Genomic DNA, 15,065 nt, shown 5'->3' with positions numbered 1-15,065 from the left:
CAGGCGCACAGAGAATTAATGAGGTAGCAGCATTGGCAGTATTGAAGTCGAATCACTGTATGCAGGGTTCTAGGGGTAAGGCGGCTTTATTTACCGTCGCCCTGGGCTTGCTGTTTCTTTCCGCCTGTACGACTCAGAAGCCGGTTGTTCAGCAGCCCCGCAGCGACAGCAGCCAGATTATTGTCAATGTGCCAACCGATGTGAAAGACAGCGGGCCGGAGCAGGATGTGGATGTCTCGCACATCCCGGATGCGGTGCCCCGCAAAGAAGTCCGCACCCGTGCAGGCAACAAGTCTCCTTATAAAGTGCTGGGCAAAACCTACCATGTGATGCCAACTGACAAAGGATTCGTGCAAGAGGGCAAGGCGTCCTGGTACGGTAATAAATTCCACGGCAAGCGCACGGCCAATGGCGAAATTTACAGCATGTACGGTATGACGGCTGCCCACAAAACCTTGCCCATCCCCTCCTATGTCAAGGTGACGAATCTGTCCAACGGGCGTCAGGTGATTGTCCGTGTGAATGACCGTGGGCCGTTTCATAAGGGCAGGGTGATTGATTTGTCCTACACGGCTGCGAAAAAGCTGGGGTATCTCAAGCAGGGTACCGCCAGTGTAAGGGTGGAGGCGATTCAGCCTCTGGATAATGTCGCGGTCAGTCATCCGGCGGCACCTCAGCTACCTGTGCAAAGCAATTCGACGGTGGCCAGAGCGCCTGTGCCTGAAAATCCGGCCGGTTATGAATTGCCCAAAAACACATTTCTGCAGGCTGGCGCTTTCTCAACGCCTGCGGCCGCCGAAAAATTGCGTGACCAGCTCGGGGGGTTAACGTCCCTGCCGGTGAAAGTCATTCCTCCTTCCGAGGATGCACTTTACCGCGTCCAGGTTGGTCCGATAGGGGACAATCTGGTGTTGATGGATTTGCGCAGTTTGCTGGAGAAAAATCGCCTGCCTTCGCCCCATGTGGTCTACGATTAACCCAAGAGGGTTGGCTGACAGGGCGAGAGCATCAAAACTGTGCGCTTCCTCGTTTGACTGGGCAAGGTCGACTGTTAAACTAGCTCGCTGTAGCCACGGCGCGGTGCTTTTGGTTATTTTTGACTAGAATTGCCCCTTGTACTGTCTTGAAGACGGTCTCGGAGGAAATGCCCGGCAAGGAACACCCCTGAGGAATTTTTTCGTCGATTGAGAGTCCATAAGGGGCGATCAGTATTAAAGATTGTTTGGCAAACATCTCTGACGAAGGGATTTCGTATCACTCCAGCAACCAGTTGAGATCCATGAGAACACAATTCGTTTTTAAATCTTTTGTTACCCTGTTTATTTCCTCCATGATGTTGATGTCGGGCCTAGCTCAGGCTCGTCCGGACATTATTCCGGCACCGCCTCAGTTGGCCGCCTCTGGTTATATCCTGATGGATGCCAACACCGGCAAGGTTCTGGTTGAGAAGAACGCCGATGAGCAGTTGCCTCCCGCCAGTCTGACTAAACTGATGACCAGCTACATCGTGTCCTCGGAAGTGGAAGGTGGCAACATTGATGAAAACGAAGAAGTTAACATCAGTGTTAAAGCCTGGAAGATGGGCGGTTCTAAAATGTTTGTCCGCGAGGGCACCAAAGTGCGACTGCACGATCTGCTGCTGGGGATGATCGTTCAATCGGGTAATGACGCCACCGTTGCTCTGGCTGAATATGTGTCCGGCAGTGAAGGTGCCTTTGTTGATGTCATGAATCAGCAGGCGGCACTGTTGGGAATGACCGGCACCCACTACAAGAACTCCACCGGCTGGCCGGCAGAAGGCCATCTGACTACAGCCCGTGATCAGGCGATTCTGGCCCGGGCGTTGATCAACGATTTTCCCCGTCATTACGCGCTGTATTCCGAGAAATATTTCAAATACAACGGCATTAACCAGCCCAACCGCAACCGTCTGTTGTTTCGCGATGACAGTGTCGATGGTCTGAAAACCGGTCACACCGAAGAGGCCGGCTATTGTCTGGTGGCGTCTGCGCAAAAAAACGGTATGCGTCTGATTTCGGTGGTTATGGGCACTCGTTCCGATGAGGCCCGGGCGGCGGAGTCGCAAAAACTGCTGTCTTATGGTTTCCGCTACTTTCAGACTCACAAATTGTACAGCGGCGGTGAGTCACTGCAGCAAAGTCGTGTATGGGGTGGTATGAGCAAGGAAGTGTCACTGGGGTTGGCCGATGATCTGTTCCTGACCATTCCTCGTGGTGCTGATGATGATCTTGATGCCAAAATCTTTATTGATGATGTCATCAAGGCACCCATCTCCCAAGGTCAGGAGCTGGGTAACCTGACGGTGGTGCTCAATGATGAGACCCTTGTCGACCAGCCTCTGGTGGCTCTGCAAGCGGTTGAACAGGCAGGTTTCTTTGCTCGCCTGTGGGATAACATCAAGCTGTTTTTCCTCGGCTTGTTCAGCTAACCGTTTGTTTTATCGGCAACTTTGGGCTTCAGGTCGCTGCCTGACCCGACTGTTTGCAAGGGGAAAAGCACGGCTTTTCCCCTGTTCTTTTCCTTGAGAGCCAATCGTGTCTGCCTCGCACCGGGGGGCGTCTCAAGGTATAATGGCAGCTTTCACAATCCTTGAAAGTGCTGTTATGAGTGACCCTAAAGCCAGTTCTGGTCAAGAACCTCCAAAAATTGAATTTCCCTGTGACGATTACCCTGTGAAGGTAATGGGTGACTCAGGTCCGGAATATCACGCCTATGCCATCGAGGTGATGGAGCGTCATGCACCGGGGCTGGACCGTACCCGGATTACCGTTCGGGAAAGCGGCAAGGGCACTTTTCAGTCCATTACCTTTTTTATTACCGCCACGGGTATTGATCAGCTGCAAGCGCTGCATGAAGAGCTGAAAAACCATCCTAAAACCAAGATGGTATTGTAATGGCGGACCAGAATACCCTGCGTATTCGCTATCTGGGGTTGCAGGATTACCGCCCGGTATGGCGAGCCATGTCCAATTTCACGGATCAGCGTGATGAATCCACGCCCGATGAGCTGTGGCTGGTGGAGCATCCGCCGGTGTTTACCCAGGGGCAGGCCGGTAAAGCAGAGCATGTGCTCATGCCCGGTGACATTCCTGTCGTTCAGGTCGATCGTGGCGGACAAGTCACCTACCACTGCCCGGGACAACTGGTGGCCTATCCGCTGGTTGATATTCGTCGTCGGGGCGTGGGGGTTCGCGATCTGGTCACCAGCACAGAGAATACTCTGGTGGATACCCTCGCTGAACTCGATATTGAAGCCTATCCCAAGGCCGATGCCCCGGGTGTTTATGTCAATGATGACAAGGTGGCTTCGCTTGGGTTTCGGATCCGTAAAGGTTGCAGCTACCACGGTCTGAGTCTGAATGTGGATATGGATCTCAGCGGGTTTGCGCGCATTAATCCCTGTGGCTATCAGGGGCTGAAAATGGTCCGAACGGTGGATTTGTCCGAAGATGAACGGGCCGGTTCGGTGGCGGCACTGGAACCGCTGATCGTAAAACACTTTGTAAAACACCTGGGTTACACCGATACCGAAGTAGCCGACAACGCACCGCAGGTGCTGATTGATTTCTCCGATCCCGAGACAGAAGCATTATGACCACTGATACGAATATGGAACCAGTAAAACGCACACGTCGCCTGAAACAGGGTGAGAAGTTGCGTGATGCCGACAAAGTGGAACGGATTCCTGTCAAAGTTATCGCTACCGACGAACTCAAACGCAAGCCGGACTGGATTCGTGTGCGTGTGGGGAATTCGCCGGAAGTCGATCGCATCAAAAAAATTCTGCGCAAGAACAAGCTGGCCACCGTTTGCGAAGAAGCCAACTGCCCCAATTTGAGTGAGTGTTTCAGCGGCGGTACGGCAACCTTTATGATCATGGGTGAAATCTGCACCCGACGCTGTCCGTTCTGCGATGTAGGGCACGGCAAGCCCAATCCGCTGGATGAAAACGAGCCAGTGCATCTGGCCGAAGCCATTGCTGACATGAGTCTCAAGTACGTGGTCATCACCTCCGTTGACCGCGATGACTTGCGCGATGGCGGTGCTCAGCACTTTGCGGACTGTATTCGCGAATCCCGCGAGCGTTCACCCAAGCTGGAAGTTGAAATCCTGACACCGGATTTCCGGGGTCGTATGGACGTGGCACTCGACATTCTGGAAAAAGAGGCGCCGGACGTATTCAACCACAATCTGGAGACCGTACCCCGTCTGTATCGGACCTCCCGCCCGGGTGCGAACTACAAGTGGTCGCTCAAACTGTTGCAGGAATTCAAAAAACGCAGACCCGACGTGTTGACCAAATCCGGTCTGATGGTCGGATTGGGTGAGACCAAAGAAGAAATCTTTGAAGTCATGCGCGATATGCGTGAGCACGATATCGATATGCTGACGATTGGTCAGTATCTGCAACCTTCCAGAGACCACTTGCCGGTTGACCGCTATGTGCATCCGGATGAGTTTGATGAGTATACCGAGATGGCCAAAGAGCTAGGCTTTAAGCACGCGGCCTGTGGCCCGCTGGTGCGCTCGTCGTACCACGCCGATAAACAGGCTCACGGCGAAGAGGTTAAGTAATTCCGCGACTGTGAGGAGCCTGTCAGGGCCCCTCATGCCTGTTGTTCTTAAGCTGTTGTTCTAAACAATGGCTCCTGAAGCTCTTGCTCACCAGGGCAGTTGCTCGCCATTGGCGTGCAAGAAGCGACCACTGTTTTCCAGCGTCAGTTCTTCAATCCTCTGTGACAGCCTTTGCGCCGCTTCGTCTGGCGTAATATCGCCGTAGCCGCCGATCATATCCGTACCGACCAGTCCCGGGTGTAAAATTGCCACTGAGATTTTACGAGGTTTCATTGCTACCGTAATGGATTTCGCAGCGACGTTGAGTGCCGCTTTTGACATGCGGTAACCGTAGTAACCGCCACTGTTGTTGTCAGCAATGGAACTCATACGGCTGGTGATAAAGGCGATCTTGCTGCCCGTCGACAGGTTGCCGGCCAGTGCCTCGGTCAGCAGTATGGGAGCCAGCGCATTGGTTTCAAACTGTTCCCGGATACTCTCGCTGTTGAGCTGTCCGAAATCCTCTTCGCGCAGGATACCGGCATTGTTGATCAGCAGTTGAATGGTGACACCGCTCAGGCTTTGTTGCAGTCGATGAATATCGGATGGGTTGGTGATGTCGATCCCATCAATGACGTTGAGCTTCAGTGCCGACAATTCCGGAGAGGTTTGTCTGCAGACCGCATAGACGGCGTGTCCCTGGTTGGCATAAAGGCGTGCCAGGGACAGCCCGATTCCGCGGTTGGCTCCGGTGATGACAACAACATCAGATTGCATAGGTAAAACTCCAATAAACGGGAAAGGCGCTCACAGATGAGGCGAAAACGTCATACTAACACTGAATCTGCCGATGTTTGTTGGGAGAGGGGGTTGGTGTGCTTTTCATTTTGGTATTAAATGTGATCCGTTGAATTACACGCTATCGGTTTACGCGCCGATCGGAACCCGTTTCTGACTGTGAGACATCGGATCCATGTCTGAACTACGCAATTGTCTGTCTGGCGAAACCAGCCCTTACCTTCTGTCCCACAGTGAGCAGCCGGTGCACTGGCAGACCTGGACGCCGGGCACGCTCGCGCTGGCGAAGCGTCTGAAAAAACCTATCCTGCTATCCATTGGTTATTCCGCATGCCACTGGTGCCATGTTATGGCTCGTGAATCATTCAGCTCACCGGAAACGGCAGCTTTGATGAACGAACACTTTGTGAATATCAAAGTGGATCGTGAGGAGCGCCCGGATCTGGACGATGTGTATCAAACCGCGCATCAAATGTTGACTGGTCGTCCTGGTGGCTGGCCGCTGACCATGTTTTTATGTCCTGAAACCCAGCTGCCCTTTCTGGCGGGAACCTATTTTGCAAAAGTCGGCCGTGAGGGACAGTTGGGTTTTGATGACCTGCTGGCGCGCGTGCACAGTTACTATGTACACCAGAACTCCGAATTCAAGATGCTGCGCAATCAGGTAGAGACCAGCTTTCAACAATTGATGCAGCCGGTGTTGAGCGGTTTTGATACTGCCGACGTGACTCTGTTGCCGGCAGCACTGCGCAGTTTAAGAGAGAATCAGGATCAGCAGGAGGGCGGTTTTGGAGCGCCGCCGAAATTTCCGTTACCAGTAAATCTTTCATTCCTGTTGCAGGCAGAAGCCAGTCATCAATTATCCGGGCACGACAAACAGCATTTGCATTTGACCTTACGTCAAATGGCTCAGCGCGGTATTAATGATCGTATTGGCGGTGGTTTTTTTCGTTACAGTACAGACGTGGGTTGGAACATTCCTCACTTTGAAAAAATGCTGTACGACAATGGTTTGCTGCTGGAAGTTTATGCCCGCGCCTGGATACAAGCCGATAATCCGTTGTATAAAAGCGCGGCTCTGGGCATTGTTCGCTGGTTGCGTCAGCATATGCTGACACTGCACGGTACATTTTTCTCGGCAATGGATGCCGATACCAACGGTAAAGAAGGCGCCTATTATACTCTGGCCCTGGAGGAAATCCGTTCCAGCTTAACCCAGGAAGAGTTCACTTTGTTTCAGCAGATGTTCGGTTTGCGAGGCGAAGCCAATTTTTTGGGCCGTTGGCATTTATCACAGCAAGAAGATCTCAAAACGGCGGCCAAATCGCTGATGATGACTCGCGAGACGGCCCTGGAGCTTTATCGCGGTGGTCGTGAAAAAATTGAGAATCTGCGGGCATACAATCCGTTACCGTTGATTGATCACAAGGTGTTGACTGGCTGGAATGCTTTGGTGATTAAAGGCTTGCTGGTATTGGCCCGCAAAGATAATGAGCTGCGTGAACTGTCACTTGCTCACGGAGCGCTGGATTTTATCCGCAATAAACTTTGGGTGAATCAAAGATTATTTGCGGGTTGGCAAGGTGAGCAGCCGGTGCGCCATGCCTATCTGGACGATTTTGTGTTTCTGATGGATGCCTTGCTGGAAAGCCTGCAGACTCTCTGGCGGGATGTTGATTACCAGTTTGTGATTGCACTGGCAGAATCTTTACTGCGCTTGCATGAAGATAAAGAGTACGGTGGATTTTTCTATACCGCCCATGATGCGGAGAAGCTGGTTTATCGCAGTAAGCCGTTTATGGATTCTGCCGTTCCTTCCGCGAATGGTGTCGCTGCAAAGGTGCTATTGAGATTGGGGCATCTGACCGCAGAGCCCCGGTATTTACAGGCGGCCAGGCGAATACTGTCAGCAGCCTTGCCGGTGATGCAGCAATCGCCGGAGACTCATTTGACATTGATCCAGGTTCATCAGGAGTCGCTGCAGCCCATGCCGCAAGTCATGATGATGGATAATGGTGTCATGGACAGCTGGGAAAGAGACATTCGTCAGCAATTTCCGGGACAGGTTTTATGCTATCGACTGCCTGCCGAGGCAGAGCTTCATCCTACAGAAGCCCTGAGTATGGAGCCGGGTGAAGCACTGGTCTGCACCGCAGACCGTTGTCTGGAGGTACAGACAAGTTGTGTTGGTATCCTGCATCAGCTGACTGAGATTTTGTCCTGATCATTGTCATTGTCAATGTCACCGCATGACGCTGCCGCAGACGATGACAGGCATTGGGCGTTCAGATTCATCAGACGCTTGGGGTAATCGGTAAAGATGCCATCCACTCCCAGCTCGGACATCAGCTGCATATCATCCTCTTCATTGACGGTATAAGTCCAAACCTTAAAGCCGTGCCGCTGAGCATCACTGACCAAATCGGCATTGATAAAGTTAATGCTGGGATGAAATGAATAGGCCTCCAGCTCGTCAAAACCTGTTGCATAATGCAGGGGGATGCCTTCCACCAAAATTCCCCGTTTCACTTGTGGCAGGTGTTGCTTGAATTCATACAGTTGACGGTGGTCAAAACTGGATACGACATAGTGTTCAAAACTCAGGTCGTTATCGCGGACAAACATTTCAAGGGTGTCGGCCACCAGATCGGCACAGTCCGGACTCTTTAACTCAATATTGAGGGTGGCCCGGTCACCGATGAGTTGCAGGGCTTCTGTCAATGTTGCAATCCGATTACCGCAGGCGAGAATCAATTCTTTCAGCTGTTGCGGGTGTTGATCGATCAGGCGACCCTGGCCGGGCAGTGTTTTGCCCAGGCGGCGGTCGTGTGTGATCAGCAACTCTCCGCCCAGATTCCAGACATCCAGTTCAATGGCATCTACTCCAATGTTGAGGCTTTCTTCAAAGGCTGCCAGTGTGTTCTCGGAAAATTGCTGGCTGCCGCCCCGGTGGGCGATGCACAACAGCGGTTTGGCCAGTAGGGTGTCTGTCATTGAATGTGCTCTCTGTGTTTTCGGTGCTCTGTTGCCGGCCGCAAATTGATGCAGTGATTTACACCAGCTCTTTTAGCTGCTGTTCGGCTTGCTGTCTATAGTTGGCGCCAAACAAATTGGCGTGATTCAGCAAGTGATAGAGTTGGTACAGAGGGCGTCTCAATGGGTAGTCTTTGTCTACGGGCAAGACGCGGTTATAGCCCCGGTAGAAGTCTTCCGGAAAACGCCCAAAAAATTCACTCATCGCCAGATCCGTTTCCGGATCGCCATAATAGCAGGCAGGATCAAACATGACGGGTATGCTGGCGCCTTGTGTCTGTCGATGAAATCCAATGTTGCCCCGCCAGAGATCTCCGTGCACCAGTGCAGGAGCGGGATTGCGGTGTTGCAGGTGATCCTGAACCGTTTGTACGATGCGCTGAATTTTCGGGTTGTCGGCGGAGGTTTTCCAGAGCAGCGTCAATTGGTGTCCTATGCGGTGATGGGCAAAAAACCGTGCCCAGTTTTGCTCCCAGTGGTTGGGCTGGTAACTGCTGCCACAATAACTGGGATGTTCAAAACCAAATTGATTCCCGACGGGAGTCTGATGGAGCCTGGCCAGTTGTTGGCCTGCTTCTAGCCAGTTGCCATCGGATTGCAAATCCAGAGCTTCCAGCAGCAGGTAACTGAATTGCTGATAGTGGCCGCTATCCAGGACTTTGCAGGTGCTAATGCAGCCAGGGTTCTGATGTTGATGAGCCAGGATTGCTTGTAGTCCCTGGGCTTCGGCCGTGAATAACGGTTGCCTGGCCAGCTGGTTGAGTTTCAGGAAAAACCGGGCTCCCGGTTTGCTGGGTTCGGTACTGTGAAGCAGATAGCTTTGGTGGGTATCGCCGCCGCTCACGGCCTGGGCTTTGGTGATGGGCCAAATTTGGGACGGGCCGGCTGGTGTCTTGTTGAGTGCATACTCAACCAGCCGGTTGATATCGTCGAGCGTCGGTTGCAGCATGGTGTGTCCTCTTGGCCGAGGTCTTATACTGCGATGATAGCCAGTGTCTGCCGTTTGGCAAGTGTGTGAGTGCTGGTGAACACTGACGGTTTGCGGTATAAATGTTTCGATATTGAGCCTGATTCCCCGGGGCATTTTCCCTTGTTATTCATCCTGAATAAACGCCCCCGGACCCCTGATGCGGAGCCGTCATGAGTAAACCCAAAGATCTTTTAGAAAACAACCGGTTATGGGCCGAAGGTGTCAAAGCGGCCGATCCGGAATATTTCAATCATTTGTCCCAGCAGCAAACGCCGGAATACCTTTGGATCGGTTGTTCCGACAGTCGTATTGCGGCCAACCAAATCGTTGCCATGGAGCCGGGCAGTGTTTTTGTGCATCGCAATATTGCCAATGTGGTTGTGCATACCGATCTGAACTGTCTGTCAGTGATTCAGTACGCTGTGGAAGTCCTGAAAGTGAAGCACATCGTAGTGGTCGGTCATTACGGTTGTGGAGGCGTTCAGGCGGCACTGGGGCCTGCGACCAACGGTTTGATCGATAACTGGCTGGAACATATTCGCGATGTGTATCACGATCATCAGGCGGCGGTTGACAGTGCTCCCTCTGAAAAAGAGCGGGTAAACCGGCTGTGCGAACTGAATGTGATTGCTCAGGTGGGGAATGTGGCGCAGACAACCATTGTCCGCAATGCATGGCGTGCCGGGCAGGATTTGACGTTACACGGTTGGGTTTACAGTCTGGAAGATGGGCTGGTGCGCGATTTAAAAGTCACCAAGGATGCGTCTGCCCTGAAATAACAGCTGGGTTTATTCTAAAACGTTTGTTTTCTTGATGTTGGCGAGTGATTAATGCTCGCCGCAGACTTGTCTAAAGCCCGCCGCCACAAACGGGATCATCCGGTCATAGGCTGCCCGGAAGTCATCGGAGCGGCACAGCCCCCGAGACATCTTGTCGATACGTCCTGTATTGGCAAAAGTTAACGACATGGCCCCGGACATATAGTGGTAGCACCAGTAGAGGTCTGCATCGTCCGACTGGGGCAGGGCTTCCCGCAATGCATCCACAAACACGTCGACCAGATCGTTGTAGTGTTTGCTCATCAGTACTGGGCCCCATACGGCGGAGTTGTTCACATACGCCAGCAGTGCGCAGTAATTCTTCCAGCCCTCATCATCACTTTCCTGTGCCACTTCCAGTGGGCGTAAAAAGGCTTCGATGATTTTTTCCACTGAAATTACGCCCGGTGCCGCCTCCTGCTGTGCATCCTGCAGGGCAGTCAAACGCTGTTCATTGAGAATCTGTGCGCGACGCTTGAAGACGGTATCGAACAGTTGCTGCTTGGGTCCGAAGTAGTAGTTGATCAGTGCCACATCCACGCCCGCTGCGTTGGCCAGAGTCCTCAGGGTTACGCCGTCGTAGCCGTGCAAGGCAAACAGCTCCTCCGCGGCATTCAGTATGCGGTCACCGCGTTCGGATTTGTCTTTGTCAGAACTGCGTGGGCGGCCGACTTTGGCGGGAGTCTTTGGGACTGTTTTCTGGGCGGGCATGGGAGTTTTCCGGTGGATTGAGACATCGATTCTACGCAAGGCTTGACAATTCAACAAGCGATGAATTTAAATGAGCTCATTCTAACGAGAATAATACAAGAGAGTGATTTATGTCTGCCGAACTGTTCAAGATCGTGGTAGTGGGCTTTTATGTGCTGCTGACCCTGTGGCTGTCCTGGGTGGGAATGCGCAAGACCCGGGATATCAAAGGCTTTTCCATCGGTAACAAAGACATGAGTCCCTGGGTCATTGGTATCACCATGGCGGCATCAGTCTCTTCTACCGCGACTTTCGTTATCAATCCCGGATTTGTCTATGTGCATGGTATGTCCGCGTTTGTGCATTACGCCGTGGCGGGCAGTGCCGGCATCATGTGTGCTTTTCTGCTGCTAACCCGACGTTTTCGTCAGTTGGGGGACGATAGCGGGGCAATCACCATTCCCGACTGGATCTATCAGCGCTATCAAAGCCGTTCACTCAGCACCTTCTTTGCGCTGATCAACTTGTTGTCCGTGGCCTTTGTGGTGCTGATTCTGGTGGGTTGCAGTCTGTTGTTGAGCCAGCTGTTCCCGATATCACAAACATGGTCGCTGACTCTGATCTTGCTGTTTGTGTTCTCCTATGTGTTGATGGGCGGCAGTTATGCTCATGCCTACACCAACACCTTTCAGGGTGTGATGATGATCGGTGTGGCACTGTTCATTTTTGTGCAGGGTTTTCACTATTTTCAGGGGGATGTGCTGGGGAGTTTGCGCTCTGTCGGTGAGAACTACGTGAGCATTTTCAATCCGGACAGCAGTCTCTATTACAGTTTCTTTTCGGTATTTTTCAGCGGATTTGTGGTCACTTTTGCGTTGATGATGCAACCGCATATCCTGACCAAAATGCTGTACCTGAAAAACGATGGCGATGTAAAACGCTTTCTTTGGTCCACCTTTTTGTCCGGCACCTGTTTTATGTTGATGCTGTCGGTGGGGTTTTACGCCCGTCTCAAGGGAATGGATGTACCTCAGCAGGATGGTGTGGTGGTGAGCTACATCACCTCGGAATTTTCCAATGTCAGTTGGGGGCCCTACGCGCTGGTCTTTATTTCCATCACTTTGCTCGCGGCAGGCATGAGCACCCTGGATGGTATTTTGGTGTCGGTATCGGCGATGGTCGTTAAAGATCTGTACCAGCCGTTCAGTGGCAAGGGGCAGTTTGAACATGGGCGTGGCCTGCTGCTCTCCAGAGTGGTGCTGGTGGCTGTCGGGCTGCTCGCGTATGTGGTGGCGTTAAATCCTCCGGCGTTGGTGGGATTATTCGCACAGAAGGGCGTCTACGGTCTGGCGGCAGCGTCTATGGTGCCGATTGTGCTGGGGACTCTGTTGCGCCAGCCGCCACCGGTTGTGGTGGCCTGGGCATCGGCTGCAGTGGGCTTGGTGGTGCATCTGCTGTGTACCTTTGCGCTGGGGGTGGCGAATCCGGCTGTTTCGGCCACCTATGCCATCGTACTTTCAGCGCTGACAGCCGCCATTTTGATGCTCGTTATTTCGTTTAAAAATAAAAATCCTTCTATCGATTCTGAATTATATTCAACATCTGTTGAAAATCCCGTTGACAATTCATCGGGTGTTGAATTTAAATAGGTTGCAAGAGTTAACGCTGTCCGAAGTTAGCTCACCTTTGCCATTCTCGTGTGATGGCAATTGGTAAGAGCGTGAAGTTTCAGGTCAGAGGTGTGGTGGTGAGAATGTGGTGCAGTCAGTGCCACTCTTATTGCTGCTACCGATGCCAATAATAAAAATCAAACAAGCAGGTTCAGAGCCATGAAGACAATTTCCCTTAGCAAAAAACCCCTCGCCGGAGTCATCGCTGTAGCTGTTGCCCTGTCCGGTTCCAACGCAGTTTTGGCGTCCGATAAAAAAATTGCCCTCGAAGAAGTGATTGTTACCGCGCAAAAACGTGAACAGAACATGCAGGAAGTTCCCGTGGCGGTGACTGCTTTTTCCGCAGATGACTTGAACAATGCCGGCGTGCAGGATGTGACTGAAATTCAGAAGTCGGCACCCAACGTCACCATGCAGGTCAGTCGCGGTACCAACACAACCCTGACCGCCTATGTGCGTGGTATTGGCCAGGCAGATCCCCTGTGGGGCTTTGAGCCTGGCGTTGGTTTGTATGTCGACGATGTCTATCTGGCTCGTCCGCAGGGTGGCGTGCTGGATGTCTACGATGTAGAGCGAATTGAAGTGCTGCGTGGCCCGCAGGGCACGCTGTACGGCAAAAACACCATCGGTGGTGCCGTGAAGTACGTCACCAAGCGTCTGACCGGTGAGCCTGAATTGAGCATCAGTGGTGCATTGGGTTCTTACAATCAGCGCGACATCAAAATTGCCGGCCAGATGCCATTGATCGAAGACAAACTGCTGTTTGGTGCTTCGGTGGCCCAGTTCAAGCGTGATGGCTTTGGTGAGTTTTTGCTGAATGGCGACGACAACTACAACAAAGATGTAACCGCTGCGCGCGTCAGTCTGGAATTTTTGCCTACTGAGAATTTGGCTTTCCTGTTTAATGCCGATAAGACCAATGACAACTCGAATGCCAAGGGTGGCCATCGGATGACCCCCAGCAAGCTGTTGCCTGCTGAGCCAATACCTTCTGATGTATTTGATTCCTACGCAGACATGGCGACCAATAACTCTGTCGACAGCGAGGGCGCATCTCTGACTGTAACCTGGGATATCAACGATTCCCTGGTGTTCAAATCCATCACGGCTTACCGTGAAGGAGAAACTTTTACCAATATTGATTTCGATAATACGTCCTTTGCTTCTGCACATGTTCCTGCCGTTTATGAAGACGATCAAACAACTCAGGAATTTCAGCTGAGTTACAGCGGTGACAAGTTAGATGTAGTTGGTGGTTTGTATTACTACGAAGGCACTGCGTCCGGTGCATTTGATGTATTGCTTGGTGCTTTCGATGCTTATTTTACTGGTCTGGGTTATGGACCTGGTAACTTTGATGCGGTAACAGCTGGTTCAGTGGATACCACCAGTTATGCAGCTTATGTACACGCAACTTATGCATTTAATGAGGCTTGGGCGCTGACGTTGGGTGGACGTTACACCATCGATGAAAAAAGTGCGGATGTTTATAAGGCACAGTTGATGGTGGATGGCATGTCTGGTCTGTTAGGAGGTCAGGATCTGAATGAAATTGAGGTTCTCACCGATTATCAAAACGACAATGACTGGAATCAATTTTCTCCCCGGGTCAGTCTGGATTATCGACTGAGTGATGACATAATGTTTTATGGCTCATACAGTCAGGGATTTAAAAGTGGTGGATTCGATATGCGTGGTGACGCGTCTATCAATCCAAACACCGTCAATGGTTATGATCCCGAAATTGTTGATACCTATGAGCTGGGAATGAAAGCCGAGCTGGCCGATGGGCGTATTCGCCTGAACGCAGCGGTGTTCTATTCTGATTACACCGACATGCAAGTAACGGTTCAGGAAAGCACCGATGGGGGTTCGAACTACGCCAGTTCAGTGCTTAATGCCGGTGAGTCTGAGATCCTGGGTTTTGAGCTTGAAGCAATAGCACAGTTGACCGAAAACCTGTCCACTAGCTTTATGTTGGGCTATATCGATGCAGAGTATAAGTCAGTGGAAACTACCGTGTCGAATCCGGATTATGATGCTGTGACCAATCCGTCGGCTCCGCCTACAATCGTGGAGGATATTGCTGATCAATGGGCGTTTGCCAATACTCCGGAAAAAACAGCAAGTTTAAAATTGAACTACGCCAAATCTTTAGGGAATTTGGGGGATATTGCTTTGTCTGCCGGCGCGTCCTATCGCAGCGAAACACAGATCTTTCAGGTAGAGTCTGCTATTGACGAAGGCAGTTATATTCTATGGGATGCCAGCGCAGTTTGGTATTCAGCGGATGAGCATTGGACCGTGGGTTTGCATGCTAAAAACATCACTGACGAAGAGTATCGTGTCGGTGGCTATAATTTTGACAACCTCGGCGCGGAGGAGGTTGTGGTGGGTTACTACGGCAACCCCCGAACCGTGAGTCTGAACTTCGGTTACAATTTCTGATTGAACGTATCGCTGAAGTCCTGTTGAGGTACTGGCATTGTGTCAGTCAGTACCGCAACAGAT

At 51.8% G+C, this 15,065-nt stretch carries 13 protein-coding genes; 9 read left to right on the top strand and 4 right to left on the bottom strand.

Annotation, left to right across the window (positions count from 1 at the left end; all coding sequences use genetic code 11):
- The first annotated feature begins 59 nt into the window (after positions 1-59).
- From KOI40_RS08065 to lipA, 5 genes are all read left to right on the top strand, one after another.
- A complete protein-coding gene (locus tag KOI40_RS08065) occupies positions 60-977 on the top strand; it encodes a septal ring lytic transglycosylase RlpA family protein (RefSeq protein ID WP_216096987.1) in 918 nt (305 codons plus the stop codon).
- A gap of 353 nt (positions 978-1,330) precedes the next feature.
- Positions 1,331-2,449, top strand: a complete 1,119-nt coding sequence (locus KOI40_RS08060; protein WP_304504192.1) for a D-alanyl-D-alanine carboxypeptidase family protein — start codon at positions 1,331-1,333, stop codon at positions 2,447-2,449.
- 175 nt (positions 2,450-2,624) lie between these two features.
- Positions 2,625-2,915, top strand: a complete 291-nt coding sequence (locus tag KOI40_RS08055) for a YbeD family protein (RefSeq protein WP_216096985.1) — start codon at positions 2,625-2,627, stop codon at positions 2,913-2,915.
- On the top strand, positions 2,915-3,616 hold the full coding sequence (gene lipB / locus KOI40_RS08050; RefSeq protein ID WP_216096984.1) for a lipoyl(octanoyl) transferase LipB: 702 nt from the start codon (positions 2,915-2,917) through the stop codon (positions 3,614-3,616). Before KOI40_RS08055 ends, lipB begins: the two co-directional genes overlap by 1 nt.
- The gene (lipA, locus tag KOI40_RS08045) at positions 3,613-4,596 is read left to right on the top strand and encodes a lipoyl synthase (RefSeq protein ID WP_304504181.1); all 984 of its coding nucleotides are present in this window, start codon (positions 3,613-3,615) and stop codon (positions 4,594-4,596) included. The genes lipB and lipA overlap by 4 nt, the downstream gene beginning before the upstream one ends.
- An 87-nt stretch (positions 4,597-4,683) precedes the next feature.
- On the opposite strand, the gene KOI40_RS08040 is transcribed toward lipA, so the two are convergent.
- Complete coding sequence (locus tag KOI40_RS08040; protein ID WP_216096983.1) at positions 4,684-5,352, bottom strand: SDR family oxidoreductase; 669 nt, start codon at positions 5,350-5,352, stop codon at positions 4,684-4,686.
- A 196-nt stretch (positions 5,353-5,548) separates the two neighbouring features.
- Here KOI40_RS08040 and KOI40_RS08035 point away from each other — a divergent pair, with 196 nt between their 5' ends.
- Positions 5,549-7,597, top strand: coding sequence for a thioredoxin domain-containing protein (locus KOI40_RS08035; protein ID WP_216096982.1), 2,049 nt, complete (start codon positions 5,549-5,551; stop codon positions 7,595-7,597).
- Here the strand turns inward: KOI40_RS08035 and KOI40_RS08030 are convergent.
- Together KOI40_RS08030 and KOI40_RS08025 are read right to left on the bottom strand one after the other, a co-directional pair.
- The gene (locus KOI40_RS08030) at positions 7,573-8,367 is read right to left on the bottom strand and encodes a glycerophosphodiester phosphodiesterase (protein ID WP_216096981.1); all 795 of its coding nucleotides are present in this window, start codon (positions 8,365-8,367) and stop codon (positions 7,573-7,575) included. The genes KOI40_RS08035 and KOI40_RS08030 overlap by 25 nt on opposite strands.
- Positions 8,368-8,425: 58 nt before the next feature.
- A complete protein-coding gene (locus KOI40_RS08025) occupies positions 8,426-9,355 on the bottom strand; it encodes a fructosamine kinase family protein (protein ID WP_216096980.1) in 930 nt (309 codons plus the stop codon).
- Between the two features lie 191 nt (positions 9,356-9,546).
- Here KOI40_RS08025 and can point away from each other — a divergent pair, with 191 nt between their 5' ends.
- Positions 9,547-10,155 (top strand): carbonate dehydratase, encoded by a 609-nt coding sequence (gene can, locus KOI40_RS08020; protein ID WP_216096979.1) that lies wholly within the window; start codon positions 9,547-9,549, stop codon positions 10,153-10,155.
- A gap of 48 nt (positions 10,156-10,203) precedes the next feature.
- On the opposite strand, the gene KOI40_RS08015 is transcribed toward can, so the two are convergent.
- On the bottom strand, positions 10,204-10,905 hold the full coding sequence (locus KOI40_RS08015) for a TetR/AcrR family transcriptional regulator (RefSeq protein ID WP_216096978.1): 702 nt from the start codon (positions 10,903-10,905) through the stop codon (positions 10,204-10,206).
- A gap of 110 nt (positions 10,906-11,015) precedes the next feature.
- Here KOI40_RS08015 and KOI40_RS08010 point away from each other — a divergent pair, with 110 nt between their 5' ends.
- Together KOI40_RS08010 and KOI40_RS08005 are read left to right on the top strand one after the other, a co-directional pair.
- Positions 11,016-12,533, top strand: coding sequence for a sodium:solute symporter family protein (locus tag KOI40_RS08010; protein WP_216096977.1), 1,518 nt, complete (start codon positions 11,016-11,018; stop codon positions 12,531-12,533).
- 180 nt (positions 12,534-12,713) lie between these two features.
- Positions 12,714-15,002 (top strand): TonB-dependent receptor, encoded by a 2,289-nt coding sequence (locus KOI40_RS08005; RefSeq protein WP_216096976.1) that lies wholly within the window; start codon positions 12,714-12,716, stop codon positions 15,000-15,002.
- Positions 15,003-15,065 lie beyond the last annotated feature (63 nt).

The sequence above is a fragment of the Pseudomaricurvus albidus genome, assembly GCF_018863235.1.
Classification (GTDB): domain Bacteria; phylum Pseudomonadota; class Gammaproteobacteria; order Pseudomonadales; family Cellvibrionaceae; genus Pseudomaricurvus; species Pseudomaricurvus albidus.
Note: the sequence above shows the minus strand (reverse complement) of the source record. Positions and strands in the feature narration are given on the sequence as shown.

Coding starts and splice junctions, on each gene's coding strand:
- KOI40_RS08030 (WP_216096981.1), bottom strand. CDS start 8,367: ATGACAGACACCCTACTGGCCAAACCGCTGTTGTGCATCGCCCACCGG.
- KOI40_RS08040 (WP_216096983.1), bottom strand. CDS start 5,352: ATGCAATCTGATGTTGTTGTCATCACCGGAGCCAACCGCGGAATCGGG.
- can (WP_216096979.1), top strand. CDS start 9,547: ATGAGTAAACCCAAAGATCTTTTAGAAAACAACCGGTTATGGGCCGAA.
- KOI40_RS08015 (WP_216096978.1), bottom strand. CDS start 10,905: ATGCCCGCCCAGAAAACAGTCCCAAAGACTCCCGCCAAAGTCGGCCGC.
- KOI40_RS08035 (WP_216096982.1), top strand. CDS start 5,549: ATGTCTGAACTACGCAATTGTCTGTCTGGCGAAACCAGCCCTTACCTT.
- KOI40_RS08025 (WP_216096980.1), bottom strand. CDS start 9,355: ATGCTGCAACCGACGCTCGACGATATCAACCGGCTGGTTGAGTATGCA.
- KOI40_RS08065 (WP_216096987.1), top strand. CDS start 60: ATGCAGGGTTCTAGGGGTAAGGCGGCTTTATTTACCGTCGCCCTGGGC.
- lipB (WP_216096984.1), top strand. CDS start 2,915: ATGGCGGACCAGAATACCCTGCGTATTCGCTATCTGGGGTTGCAGGAT.
- KOI40_RS08010 (WP_216096977.1), top strand. CDS start 11,016: ATGTCTGCCGAACTGTTCAAGATCGTGGTAGTGGGCTTTTATGTGCTG.
- KOI40_RS08005 (WP_216096976.1), top strand. CDS start 12,714: ATGAAGACAATTTCCCTTAGCAAAAAACCCCTCGCCGGAGTCATCGCT.
- KOI40_RS08055 (WP_216096985.1), top strand. CDS start 2,625: ATGAGTGACCCTAAAGCCAGTTCTGGTCAAGAACCTCCAAAAATTGAA.
- lipA (WP_304504181.1), top strand. CDS start 3,613: ATGACCACTGATACGAATATGGAACCAGTAAAACGCACACGTCGCCTG.
- KOI40_RS08060 (WP_304504192.1), top strand. CDS start 1,331: ATGATGTTGATGTCGGGCCTAGCTCAGGCTCGTCCGGACATTATTCCG.